Here is a 12,851-nt window from a genome sequence, read left to right on the forward strand (position 1 = left end):
CCGGAGTCTCTTCATGACGTCCCCCAATACAACGACTCAAGGCGCGGCCGACCCGATCCAGTCCTATCTGAACCGTGGCCTGCGCAATTACTGGTATCCCGTTGCACCGAGCTGGCAAGTCGGCGACGCGCCGGTCGGCATCACGCGCCTCGGCGACCAGATCGTGCTGTGGCGCGACAAGGAAGGCCAGGTCCGCGCGCTCGAAGACCGCTGCCCGCACCGCGGCGCGCGTCTGTCGCTCGGCTGGAACCTCGGCGGCAGCGTCGCGTGCTGGTATCACGGCATTGAAGTGGACGGCGGCGGCACGGTCGTCAAGGTGCCGGCGGTGTCGGCCTGTCCGCTGGAAGGCCAGAAGTGCGTGAAGTCGTATCCGGTCGAAGAGCATGCCGGCGCGATCTTCCTGTGGTTCGGCGACGACGCTCACAAAGAACCCACGCCGCTCGTGCTGCCGGAAGAACTGGTCGGTGAGGAATACGCGAACTTCCTGTGCATGTCGCACTGGAAGTGCAATTACCAGTACGCGATCGACAACGTGATGGACCCGATGCACGGCGCGTATCTGCACGCAACGTCGCACTCGATGGCCGAAGGCGACAAGCAGGCCGACATGCGCGTGCGCAAGACCGAAACCGGTCTGATGTTCGAGAAGGTCGGCCAGCGCGACGTGAATTTCGACTGGGTCGAGCTGGGCGAAACCGGCACGCTGTGGATGCGTCTCGCGATTCCGTACAAGAAGAAGTTCGGCCCGGGCGGCAGCTTCGGGATCATCGGCTTTGCCACGCCGGTCGACGAAAACAACTGCCAGGTTTACTTCTGGCGCACGCGCAAGGTGTCGGGCTGGCAGCGCGACGCATGGCGCTTCATGTATCGCAACCGTCTGGAAGGTTTGCACTGGGCCGTGCTGGAACAGGATCGCTATGTTCTCGAAAGCATGGCGCCGAATGCACGCGAGCACGAATTCCTCTATCAGCACGACGTCGGCATGACGCGGGTGCGCCGCATGTTCCGTCAGCGCGCTCAACAGCATTTCGCCGACCTGGACGCGTATCGCGCCCAAGCCGCGCAAGTTGCTCAAGCCGGTACCGCTGAAACCGAAGCAGGCCACAGCCATGCATAACGAAGCGCCCTCCGCATCGGCTGTGCTCAAAGGCCGGCGCGTTCTCGTGACGGGCGGCGCGCGCGGTCTCGGCGCGGCGTTCGTTCGCTCGCTGACGCAAGCCGGTGCGCAAGTCGTGTTCGGCGACGTGCTGCATGACGAAGGCCGTGCGCTCGCGGGGTCGCTGGTCGAGCAGGGCCATGCGGTGACGTATCTGCCGCTCGATCTTGCCGATCCCGCCAGCATCAAGCAGTTCGCGGACCAGGCTGCGGCTCAGCTCGGCGGCCTCGACGCACTGATCAATAACGCGGCAATCACTAACTCGGGTGGCAAGTTTGCCGACGAGTTGTCGGTCGACACGTGGGACGCCGTGATGAACGTCAACGTGCGCGGCACGTGGCTGATGAGTACCGCCGCGCTGCCGCATTTGCGCGATTCGGGGCGCGGCAGCATTGTCAACATCGCGTCGGATACCGCGATGTGGGGCGCGCCGAAACTGCTGGCGTACGTAGCGAGCAAGGGCGCCGTGATCTCGATGACCCGCTCGCTGGCGCGCGAATTCGGCGCGCATCAAGTGACGGTCAACGCGATCGCGCCCGGCCTCACCGAAGTCGAGGCCACCGCCTACGTGCCCGCCGAGCGTCACCAGTATTACCTGCAAGGCCGCGCGCTCACGCGCGCACAAGTGCCCGACGACGTCACCGGGCCGGTGCTGTTTCTGTTGTCCGATGCCGCGCGCTTCGTGACTGGCCAGTTGTTGCCGGTCAACGGCGGCTTCGTGATGAATTGATCTTGTCGAATCGAAAGGAGAAAGAGATGGCGGACGCCGAACTCGAACGCAAATCGTGGGAACAACCCGCGGACGCGAGCTTTGCACAATGGTTGGACTCCCGCGTGGCCCGTCTGGAAACGCGTCGTTATGACTGGGACGCGCTGAAGTTCCAGGCCGACTACGACCCGAAATATCGCCGTGCGCAAATGCGCTATGTCGGCACGGGCGGCACGGGTGTCGCGAAGGACATGAACACGGTGCCCGCAGGCGGCTTCACGTTTTCGACGATGGTGATCCCGGCCGGCAACATTGGCCCGAGCCATATTCATATGGATGTCGAAGAAATTTTCTTCGTGCTGCGCGGCAAGATGAAAGTGATCTGCGAGAAAGACGGCGAAACGTGGGAAGCCGTGCTCGGCGAACGCGATCTGATTTCGGTGCCGCCGGGCGTGTATCGCACGGAAGTGAACATCGGTGAAGAAGACGCGTTGATGTGCGTGATGCTCGGTTCACCCAAGCCGATCACACCGACGTATCCGCCGGATTCGCCTCTGGCCAAGCTGAAGCGCTAAGCCTTCCGTTATCCGCGCAGTTTTGAAAACACCCACGAAGGAAATCATGTCCGCCGTCCCGTCCGCTACCGTCGATCAGAACGCCACGCTCGAAGCGCGTCTTGCGCGCTTCCCGGCGCAGCAGATCTGGCTGGCATCGCAACGCGCGGTGAGCTATCGCGACGTGGATAGCGCCGAGGGCAATGTGCTGCCTCTGGTGCTGCTTCACGGTATCGGGTCGGGCGCGGCTTCGTGGGTGCAGCAGTTTGAAGTATTGGGTCAGACGCGCCGTGTGCTGGCTTGGGATGCGCCGGGGTATGGCGCGTCGACACCCGTAGACGCGGATTCGCCCGTTGCAAGCGACTACGCAACGGTATTGAAGGAATGGCTCGACGCGCTCGGCATCGAACGTTGCGTGCTGCTGGGTCATTCGCTTGGCGCGATCGTTGCCGGCGCGTTTGCCGTGACGAATCCGCAGCGCGTGGCCGGCTTGCTGTTGTTGTCGCCGGCTGGCGGCTATGGCGCTTCCGCAGCGGAAGTGCGCGAGACGAAACGTGATCAGCGCCTCGCCATGATTAACGAACTCGGCCCGCAAGGTCTCGCCGAGAAGCGCAGCACCAATATGGTGTCCATTCACGCGAGCGACGAAGCGCGCGCATGGGTGCGCTGGAACATGTCGCGCGTGATCTCGCATGGCTACGCGCAGGCGACGCATCTGCTCGCCAATGCCGATCTCGCCAGTGATCTCTCGCGCTGCAAAGGCCGCATCAACGTCGCGGTCGGCGCTGAAGACGCCATTACAACGCCTGAGGCCTGCGAGCGACTCGCTTTGGCCGCCGGCACCCAATTGCAGGTCGTGCCACGCGCGGGGCACGCCGGCTATATCGAAGCACCCGCCGCGTACACCGCGATCATCGACACGTTCTGCCGCGTGAGCGACGGACAACGGAGCCAATGAATGACGCCCGACACGATTAACGCCGAGCGCGACGCGGACAACGCCCGCAACGACGCAGACGCAAACAGCGAGATCAACTATCGCGTGCCAGGTCTGGAACGCGGTCTGAAGATTCTGACGGAGTTCTCGCCACGCGAGCCGGTCCTCGGCGCACCGGAATTATCCCGGCGCCTGAAGATTCCCCGCACGACGGTGTTCCGTCTGCTGCAAACACTCGAATCGCTCGGTTTTCTCGAGCGCGCCGATAAGGACCGCAACTATCGCCTCGGCGTCGCGGTGCTGCGGCTCGGTTTTGAATACCTGAGCTCGCTCGAATTGACCGACCTCGGTTTGCCGATCATCGAAGCGCTGCGCGACGACACCGGCTTGACGAGCCACATCGTGATTCGCGACGGCCGTGACGTCGTGTTCGTCGCCAAAGCGCAAAGCCACGCGCCGATTTTCAGCTCGGTGAAGGTGAATGTCGGCACGCGTCTGCCGGCTTACGCGACGACGCATGGCCAGGTATTGATGGGCGACATGACGCTCGACGACTTGAAGAAGCTCTATCCCGAGCCGGAACTCGAGCGCTTCACGAAGCAAACGCCCGCCACCATCGACGATCTGTACGAACGCATTCGCGACGACGCCAAGCGCGGTTTCGCGATCAGCGAGTCGTCGTTCGAGCGCGGCATTTCGGTGGTCAGCGCGCCGGTGCGCAACGACACGGGCCGCATCGTCGCCGTAATCACGACGACAATTCCGCGCCACGAGATCGATGCGTCGCTGCTCGATAGCGGCCTGATCGACAAGGTTCGCCGCGCGGCCGACGAACTCTCGCAGCGGCTCAACTATCGGCCGGCGCGTAGTCCGAACGCGGGCGCGAAATACTTTAAGGCACTGGGGCTCAAATGATTCAAATCGACTTGACCGGACAGGTAGCGGTGGTGACGGGCGGTTCGTCCGGCATCGGCCTTGCGACTGCCGAACTGTTTCTGCGAGCAGGCACTTCGGTCGCGATCTGCGGACGCGACAGCGAACGTCTCGCGCAAGCGGAAGCCGCGCTGAAGGCGCAGTTTCCCGATGCGCAACTGCTGGCGCAAACCTGCGACGTGCTCGACGCAGGCGAAGTGAGCGCCTTCGCGCAAGCGGTGCAAACACGCTTCGGCCGTACCGACATGCTGGTGAACAACGCCGGCCAGGGCCGCGTGTCGACGTTCGCCGACACCACCGACGACGCCTGGCGCGAAGAACTCGACCTGAAGTACTTCAGCGTGATCCGTCCGACCCGCGCGTTTCTGCCCATGCTGCGCGACGCAACGAACCCCGCAGTGGTCTGCGTGAACTCGTTGCTCGCACTGCAACCCGAGCCGCACATGGTCGCGACTTCGTCGGCCCGTGCCGGCGTGCTGAGCCTGATCAAGTCGCTCGCGGTCGAACTCGCACCGCAGCGCATTCGCGTGAATTCGATTCTGATCGGCATCGTCGAATCGGGTCAATGGCGTCGCCGTTACGCGAAAGAAGCCCAGCCGGGCCAGAGCTGGGAAGACTGGACCGCCGAACTGGCACGCAAGAAAAACATTCCGCTGGGCCGCTTCGGTCAACCCGAAGAAGCCGCCCAAGCGCTCTTTTATCTGGCTACTACGCTGTCGTCCTATACGACGGGCAGTCACATCGATGTTTCTGGAGGCGTTGCACGACATGTCTAACACAACCACCGTTGGCGAACTGATCGCCGCCTTTCTCGAGCAATGCGGCGTTCAAACCGCATTTGGCGTGATCTCGATCCACAACATGCCGATCCTCGACGCGATCCACAACCGCGGCAAGATTCGCTACGTCGGCGCACGTGGCGAAGCGGGCGCGGTGAACATGGCCGATGGCCTGGCGCGCGTCTCCGGCGGCCTGGGTGTTGCCTTCACCAGCACGGGCACGGCGGCGGGTAATGCTGCCGGCGCGATGGTCGAAGCACTGACCGCGGGCACCGCGTTGCTGCACGTGACCGGCCAGATCGAAACCGAATATCTCGATCAGGACCTCGCGTATATCCACGAAGCACCGGATCAATTGTCGATGCTGTCGTCGATCTCGAAGGCCGCGTTCCGCGTGCGCTCGGTCGAAACCGCATTGCCGACGATCCGCGAAGCCGTCCGTGTGGCGCAAACCGCGCCGAGCGGTCCGGTCAGCGTTGAAATTCCGATCGACATTCAAGCTGCCGAAATCGAATGGCCCGCCGATCTGGCCGCGCCGCACGTCACGACACTCACGCATAGCAGCAAGCGCGTCGAGCAGCTCGCCGATCAACTGGCGAATGCGAAGCGCCCGCTGTTGTGGCTCGGCGGTGGCTCACGTCACGCAAGCGCGGCGGTTGAACGTCTCGTGGCGTTGGGTTTCGGCGTCGTCACCAGCGTGCAAGGCCGTGGCGTGCTGCCGGAAGATCATCCGGCGACGCTCGGCGCATTCAACGTGCATGCCGCTGTCGAAAGCTTCTACAAGACGTGCGATGCGCTGGTGGTGGTCGGTTCGCGTCTGCGTGGCAATGAAACGCTGAAGTACAAGCTGGCGCTGCCGCAACCGCTGTATCGCATCGACGCCGACGCGCTCGCCGATAACCGCGGTTATCGCAACGACATGTTCGTGCACGGCGATGCATCCGCCGTTCTCGAAGAACTCGCGACGCTGCTCGAAGGCCGCCTGAAGGTCGATCCGGCCTTCGCACAAGATCTGGCAGCCGCGCGCGAAAGCGCCGTTGCCGATGTGGGCAAGGGCCTCGGCCCGTACAAGCGCCTCGTCGACGCGCTGCAGCAGGCCGTGGGCCGCGACTACAACTGGGTGCGCGACGTCACGATCTCGAACAGCACGTGGGGTAACCGCTTGCTGAAGATCTTCTCGCCGCGTGCGGGCGTTCATGCGCTCGGCGGCGGTATCGGGCAGGGCATGCAAATGGGCATCGGTGCGGCACTGGCCGGCAATGCCGCGAAGACCGTGTGCCTGGTGGGCGACGGTGGCCTGATGGTCAATGTCGGCGAACTCGCGACGGCCGTGCAGGAAAACGCCAACGTGATGATCGTGCTGATGAACGATCAGTGCTACGGCGTGATCCGCAACATTCAGGACGCGCAATACGGCGGCCGCCGCTGCTACGTCGATCTGCACCAGCCGGATTTCGCGCAGTTCTGCGAGAGCCTGAAGCTCACGCACTACCGCATCAAGTCGCTCGACCAGGCCGACGAAATCATCCGTGCCGGGTTCGAAAAAACTGGTCCGGTACTGGTCGAAGTGGACATGCTGTCGGTCGGCTCGTTCGCCACCGCGTTCGCAGGCCCGCCGGTCAAGGAACAGGAGCCGGAACATGCGTGAGACCGGCTACGCGGGGCATCACGCACCCGTCGACGTCGCAATGATCGGCTTCGGCGCGATCGGCCAGGCGGTGTATCGCTCGGTCGAGTCGGATCCGACGGTGCGCGTGTCGCACGTGATCGTGCCGGAACGTCATATGGCGTCGGTGCGTGAAGTGGTGGGCGCGTCGGTCGATGTGGTGGCGTCGGTGTCCGCGTTGAGCAGCCAGCCACATTTCGCCCTGGAGTGCGCGGGGCACAGCGCACTGGTCGATCACGTGGTGCCGTTGCTGAAAGCCGGTACGGATTGCGCGGTCGCATCGATCGGCGCGCTGTCCGACATGATGTTGCTGGACGCGCTCTCCGCTGCGGCCGATGAAGGCGACGCGACGTTGACGCTGCTGTCGGGCGCCATCGGCGGCGTGGATGCGTTGTCTGCCGCCAAGCTCGGCGGCCTCGACGAAGTGCTGTACACGGGTCGCAAACCACCTTCGGGCTGGCTCGGCACGCCCGCGGAACAGCGCTGCGATCTGCACACGCTGAGCGAAGAGACCGTGATTTTCGAAGGCAGTGCACGCGAAGCCGCGCGCCTCTATCCGAAGAACGCCAACGTCGCCGCGACGATCGCGCTGGCGGGTCTTGGTCTGGACCACACGATGGTTCGCCTGATCGCCGACCCGAACGTATCGCGCAACGTGCACCGCATCGTGGCGCGCGGAGCGTTCGGCGAGATGTCGCTGGAAATGTGCGGCAAACCGCTGCCGGACAACCCGAAGACATCGGCATTGACCGCGTACAGCGCGATCCGTGCGCTACGTAATCGCGCGGCCCGCTGCGTGATTTAAGACATTAGCTGATTAGCTGAAGCAAACCGGAACGACCGACATGACTCACTTCGATACCAGCCTCGTCCCCACCGGCGATATTTTCATCGGCGGCGAATGGCGGCAAGGGCGTGGCAACCCGTACAAAAGCCTGTATCCGGCGGATCAGTCGGTCAACATGGAAATTTCGACGGCGAATGCCGACGACGCCCGCGAAGCCGTGGAAGCCGCGGATATCGCGTGGCGCCGCGCGGATTGGTCGGGTCTGAAACCGCATCAACGCGCACTGATTCTGTATCGCATCGCCGATCTGATCATGGCGCGTCACGAAGCGCTCGCGCAATTGCAACGTCGCGACAACGGCAAGCCGATCAACGAAACGCGCGTACTGGTAGCGAGCGCCGCGAATACGTTCCGCTATTTCGCCGCCTGCCTCGAAACGCTCGATGAAGAAGTCACGCCTTCGCGCGGCGACTATCTGACGATGAGCATTTACGAGCCGATCGGTGTGATCGCCGCGATTACGCCGTGGAATTCGCCGATTGCATCGGATGCGCAGAAGCTCGCACCGGCACTCGCCGGCGGTAACGCAGTGGTATTGAAGCCGGCTGAGGTCACGCCATTGGTGTCGCTTGCGTTGGCCCGTATCTGCGAAGAAGCCGGCGTGCCGAAGGGTGTCCTCAGCGTGGTGCCGGGCAAGGGCTCTGTGATCGGTGACGTGCTGGTGCGCCATCCGTTGGTGAAGAAAGTGTCGTTCACGGGCGGCACCGAAGTGGGCCGCGGAATCGCGCGCATCGCAGCGGACAAGCTGATGCCGGTCTCGCTCGAACTGGGCGGCAAGTCGCCGACCATCGTATTCGACGACGCCGATCTCGACCATGCCGTGAACGGCGTGCTGTACGGCATTTTCAGTTCGTCGGGCGAAGCGTGCATCGCCGGCTCGCGCCTGTTCGTGCAGCGTTCGATCTACGACGCGTTCATGACGCGTCTCACGGAAGGCGCGCGCAAGCTGCGTGTCGGCGATCCGTCGCGCACTGAAACGCAGATGGGTCCGCTCATTACCGCCGCGCATCGCGAAACCGTCGAACGTTACGTCGCATTGGGTCTGGAAGAAGGCGGCCGCCTGCTGTGCGGCGGCGAACGTCCGGTCGGCGATGGCCGCGAGCAGGGCACCTATTTCCAGCCGACGATTCTCGAAGGCCTCACGAACGACGCTCGCATCTGCCAGGAAGAAATCTTTGGCCCGGTGCTGGTTGCCATGCCGTTCGACGACGAAGCCTCGCTGCTGAAAGAAGCCAATAACAGTGTGTTCGGCCTCGCAGCCGGCATCTGGACGCGCGATTACAAGCGCGCCTACCGGATCGCCCGCGCGCTCGAAACCGGCACCGTGTGGATCAACACCTACAAGCTGTTCTCGATCTCGACGCCGTTCAGCGGCTGGAAAGAGAGCGGCATGGGACGCGAGAAGGGCCGTCTCGGCATCCGCGAATACATGCAGCAGAAGAGCCTCTACTGGGGCTTGAACGACGCGCCGCTGGCGTGGGCGAACTAATACGCGAAATACGCAAGAGGCACGTTATGACGATTCTCGGCATTGAACAGATTATTTACGGTGTGACGGATCTCGCCACCTGTCGCCGCTTTTTCGCGGACTGGGGCTTGAAAGAAGTCGCGCACGACGAAACCCATGCACGCTTCGAAACGCTGAACGGCTGCACGATTCTCCTGACCGATGCGAACGACCCGTCGCTGCCGCCCGCGTTCGAAGAAGGTCCGACGCTGCGTGAGGTGACCTGGGGCGTGGCCACCAAAGCCGAACTCGACGAACTGCGTGGCCGCTTTGCCGGTCAGCCGGGCCACTTCGAAACGGAAGATGCTGTAGGTTGTATCGATCCGAACGGCATGGCGATTCGCGTTGAAGTGACCCGCAAACGCGCGCTCGATATCCACGGTTCGCCGTCGAACGTGTGGGGCCAGACGTTGCGCGTCGACCAACCGTCGCCGATTTATGAGCGTGCTGAACCGGTCGAAGTGGGCCATGTCGTGTTCTTCACGAACCAACTCGCGGCTCAGGAAAAGTTCTACCAGGAACTGCTCGGCTTCGAAATGTCGGATCGTTATCCGGGCCGCGGTGCGTTCATGCGCTGCGCGCCGCATGGCGGCCATCACGACATCTTCCTGCTGGCCTTGCCTGGCGGTAAGCGCGGCCTGAATCACGTCGCGTTCACCGTGCGCGATATCCATGAAGTGTTCGGTGGCGGCATGCATATCAGCCGCTGCGGATGGGACACGCAACTTGGCCCGGGACGTCATCCGGTCTCGTCGGCTTACTTCTGGTACTTCCAGAATCCGGCCGGCGGTCTGATCGAGTACTACGCCGACGAAGATCAACTCACGCCTGAATGGCAGCCACGCGATTTCGAACCGGGTCCGACCGTGTTCGCCGAATGGGCGATCGACGGCGGCATCGACGGCAATACGCGTCGCCAGAAAAATGCGAAGGCGCCGGAAGGCAAGTTCATGACGGAGCGGAAAAATGACTGACGCTGCTGCTGAAAAGGCGCAAGCCGCGCATGCCGGACTTGAAGCACCGCGCACGATCGTCGTGATCGGCGGTGGTCAAGCAGCGGGTTGGGTCGTGAAGACGTTGCGCAAGGAAGGTTTCGACGGCCGCCTCGTGATGATCGCCGACGAAATCCATCTGCCGTACGAGCGGCCGCCGCTGTCCAAGGCGGTGCTGGCCGGCGAAGCGGATATCGAAACCGTGCGCCTCGTGAAACCGGACGATTTCGACGCGCTGAATGTCGAAGCATGGCAACCGGAATGCGCGGCCTCGATCGATCGCGAACAACGTATCGTGCGGACACAGTCGGGACGTGAAGTGCACTACGACCGGCTCGTGATCGCAACCGGCGGCGCGGCGCGCCGTTTGCCGGACGCGCTGGTGAAGACCTCGCACATCGCCTATCTGCGCACGCTCGACGAAGCCGTCGCGCTGGGTGAACGGCTGCGCGGAAGCAAGCGCGTGCTCGTCGTAGGCGGTGGCTGGATCGGTCTCGAAGTCGCCGCTACCGCGCGCAAGCTCGGCGTGGAGGCGGCGGTGGTGGAAGGCGCGCCGCGTCTGTGCGCGCGCTCGCTGCCGCCGATGGTGTCGGATTTCCTGCTGCAACTGCATCGTGCGAATGGCGTAGACGTGCGTTTGAGCGCATCGCTCGTGTCGATTGCGGATCATCCGAACGACGCCACCCGTATTCGCGCAACGTTCGCCGATGGTTCCACATTGGACACCGACTTCGCTGTCGCCGGCATCGGCCTCACGCCGCACACGGCGCTGGCGGAAGCCGCAGGTATCAAGGTGGAAGACGGCATCGTCGTCGATCATTTCGGCGCGACCGACGACCCGCGCATCTTTGCATGCGGCGATGTGGCGAACCATCCGAGTGCCTGGTTGAAGCGCCGCGTGCGGCTCGAATCGTGGGCCAACGCGCAGAACCAGGCGATCTCGGCGGCCAAAGCATTGCTCGGCAAATTCGAACCGTACGCGGACATTCCGTGGTTCTGGTCCGATCAATACGACGTCAATCTGCAAATCCTCGGCGACATTCCGGGCGATGCGCAACTCGCCGTACGCGGTGATCTGCCCGGCAAACGCGCCACGCTGTTCCATCTGGAAGACGGCGCGATTCGCGGTGTGATCGCCATCAACACGCCGCGCGAACTGAAACTGTCGCGCAAATGGATGAACCAGGGCCGGACGTTCGACCTTGCCACCCTGACCGACGCCTCAACGGCGCTTGCCTAACCACATCTACGGACGGCACCACGGCATGAGAACCATCGACAACACCATGGGGGACCGCAGCAGCGCCGGTGTCTCAGGCCCCGTGACCCGGGGTTCGATCATCGCGCGTCTCGAGCGTTTGCCGAAGAATGCGATGCAGGTGCGCGCGCGCATACTGATCGGTCTCGCGACCTTCTTCGACGGCTTCGACGTGATCGCGATTGCGGCCACGCTGCCGATCCTGATTGCGAAGTGGCATCTGACGCCGTGGGAAATCGGCTTTCTGATCGGCTCCGGCTCGGTTGGTCAGTTGATCGGCGCGTTCGTGTTCCCGTGGTACGCGGAGCGCAAGGGCCGGGTGAAAGCGATTGCGTTGAGCTCGGGGATCATCGGCATTACCAGTATTGCGTGCGGCTTTGCGCCGACCTTCGCGGCGTTTGTCGTATTGCGTGTGATTCAGGGGCTTGGACTCGGCGGTGAATTGCCCGTGGCCGCGACCTATATCAACGAGATCAGCCGTGCGCATGGCCGTGGCCGCTTCGTGCTCCTGTATGAAATCGTTTTTCCGGTCGGCCTGCTTGCGTCGAACGCGTTGGGTGCATGGATCGTGCCGCGTTTCGGTTGGCAGGCGATGTATTTCATCGGCGGCATGCCGTTGATCCTGTTCTTCGTGCTGCGCAAGCTGGTGCCGGAATCACCGCGCTGGCTCGCCGAACGTGAACGGATGGCGGATGCCGATACTGCAGTGCATGTGTTCGAGCGCGCCGTCAAAGGTCCGCTTCCACCGGTTGCCAATGCGGCCGAGTTCGATGCGCTGGCCAACCGGCATCCGAAGCGCCGTATGGCCGATCTGTTCGGACCGGCCTATCTGAAGCGTACGATGGCTGTGGCAATGTTGTGGATTACGTGCGGCTTCATTCAGTACGGTCTGTCCACCTGGTTGCCGACGATCTATCGCACGGTTTATCACGCGCCGCTGCAACTGGCGCTGAATCTGGCGGTGGCAGCTTCGGTGCTGGGCGTGGTGGGTTCGCTGACCTGTGCGTTGCTGGTCGACAAGGTGGGGCGTAAGCCGATCATCAACTTTTCATTCGCGTTGTGCGCGCTGTCGCTGTTGCTGGCTGGCGTGTTCCACAATTCGTCTGTGTATGTGGTGGCGACGTGTTGTGCGTTCTCGCTGGGGTTCCTCGCTTGCGGTTTCATCACGGCTTATGTTTACACGCCGGAACTGTATCCGACCAGCATCCGTGCAATGGGCTGCGGCGTGGGCGGCGCGTGGCTGAAGGTGGCGGCGATCTTCGCACCGGCCATCGTGTCGAAGACGATGATCGGCGGTAATCTGGACGTGGCGTTTTATATTCTCGCGGCGGTGCCGTTCATTGCGGCGATCGCAGTGCACTTTCTTGGAATCGAGACCAAGGGGAAGGTACTGGAGCAGCTCGAGGCTTGATGCCTTTTAGCGTGTGATGGGTTTGGTGGGCGGTTGATGTTGTAGTACCGCAATGGCAGGGAGGCCGAGGGCGCACTGGGTGGTGCGCCCTTTGCTTTTGGT

General features: G+C 63.0%; 12 protein-coding genes. All 12 read left to right on the forward strand.

Annotated elements, in window-relative coordinates; genetic code table 11:
- Positions 1 to 13: 13 nt before the first annotated feature.
- The 12 genes from PQQ95_RS09215 to PQQ95_RS09270 are packed head-to-tail and all read left to right on the forward strand — an operon-like array spanning position 14 to position 12,749.
- Positions 14 to 1,117 carry an aromatic ring-hydroxylating dioxygenase subunit alpha gene (locus PQQ95_RS09215; protein ID WP_408437030.1) on the forward strand — a complete coding sequence of 368 codons (1,104 nt, stop codon included), beginning with the start codon at positions 14 to 16 and terminating at the stop codon, positions 1,115 to 1,117.
- The gene (locus PQQ95_RS09220; protein ID WP_408437032.1) at positions 1,110 to 1,886 is read left to right on the forward strand and encodes an SDR family oxidoreductase; all 777 of its coding nucleotides are present in this window, start codon (positions 1,110 to 1,112) and stop codon (positions 1,884 to 1,886) included. The genes PQQ95_RS09215 and PQQ95_RS09220 overlap by 8 nt, the downstream gene beginning before the upstream one ends.
- A 26-nt stretch (positions 1,887 to 1,912) precedes the next feature.
- Positions 1,913 to 2,440, forward strand: coding sequence for a cupin domain-containing protein (locus tag PQQ95_RS09225; protein WP_028195931.1), 528 nt, complete (start codon positions 1,913 to 1,915; stop codon positions 2,438 to 2,440).
- 46 nt (positions 2,441 to 2,486) lie between these two features.
- Positions 2,487 to 3,377 carry an alpha/beta fold hydrolase gene (locus tag PQQ95_RS09230; RefSeq protein WP_408437033.1) on the forward strand — a complete coding sequence of 297 codons (891 nt, stop codon included), beginning with the start codon at positions 2,487 to 2,489 and terminating at the stop codon, positions 3,375 to 3,377.
- Positions 3,378 to 4,271 (forward strand): IclR family transcriptional regulator, encoded by an 894-nt coding sequence (locus PQQ95_RS09235; protein WP_408437035.1) that lies wholly within the window; start codon positions 3,378 to 3,380, stop codon positions 4,269 to 4,271.
- Positions 4,268 to 5,065, forward strand: coding sequence for an SDR family oxidoreductase (locus PQQ95_RS09240; RefSeq protein ID WP_408437036.1), 798 nt, complete (start codon positions 4,268 to 4,270; stop codon positions 5,063 to 5,065). Before PQQ95_RS09235 ends, PQQ95_RS09240 begins: the two co-directional genes overlap by 4 nt.
- Entirely contained in the window at positions 5,058 to 6,716 is a 1,659-nt protein-coding gene (locus PQQ95_RS09245) for a thiamine pyrophosphate-binding protein (RefSeq protein WP_408437038.1), read from the forward strand. The genes PQQ95_RS09240 and PQQ95_RS09245 overlap by 8 nt, the downstream gene beginning before the upstream one ends.
- Positions 6,709 to 7,539: an aspartate dehydrogenase gene (locus tag PQQ95_RS09250; protein WP_408437040.1), complete on the forward strand. Its 831-nt coding sequence runs from the start codon at positions 6,709 to 6,711 to the stop codon at positions 7,537 to 7,539. The genes PQQ95_RS09245 and PQQ95_RS09250 overlap by 8 nt, the downstream gene beginning before the upstream one ends.
- 40 nt (positions 7,540 to 7,579) lie before the next feature.
- Positions 7,580 to 9,070 (forward strand): aldehyde dehydrogenase, encoded by a 1,491-nt coding sequence (locus PQQ95_RS09255; RefSeq protein ID WP_408437042.1) that lies wholly within the window; start codon positions 7,580 to 7,582, stop codon positions 9,068 to 9,070.
- Positions 9,071 to 9,096: 26 nt separating this feature from the next.
- Positions 9,097 to 10,062, forward strand: coding sequence for a VOC family protein (locus PQQ95_RS09260; RefSeq protein WP_408437044.1), 966 nt, complete (start codon positions 9,097 to 9,099; stop codon positions 10,060 to 10,062).
- Positions 10,055 to 11,320: an NAD(P)/FAD-dependent oxidoreductase gene (locus PQQ95_RS09265; protein WP_408437045.1), complete on the forward strand. Its 1,266-nt coding sequence runs from the start codon at positions 10,055 to 10,057 to the stop codon at positions 11,318 to 11,320. The genes PQQ95_RS09260 and PQQ95_RS09265 overlap by 8 nt, the downstream gene beginning before the upstream one ends.
- Before the next feature lie 25 nt (positions 11,321 to 11,345).
- Positions 11,346 to 12,749 (forward strand): MFS transporter, encoded by a 1,404-nt coding sequence (locus tag PQQ95_RS09270; protein WP_408437047.1) that lies wholly within the window; start codon positions 11,346 to 11,348, stop codon positions 12,747 to 12,749.
- Positions 12,750 to 12,851 lie beyond the last annotated feature (102 nt).

This window comes from Paraburkholderia caffeinilytica (assembly GCF_046030355.1).
Lineage (GTDB): Bacteria > Pseudomonadota > Gammaproteobacteria > Burkholderiales > Burkholderiaceae > Paraburkholderia > Paraburkholderia caffeinilytica_B.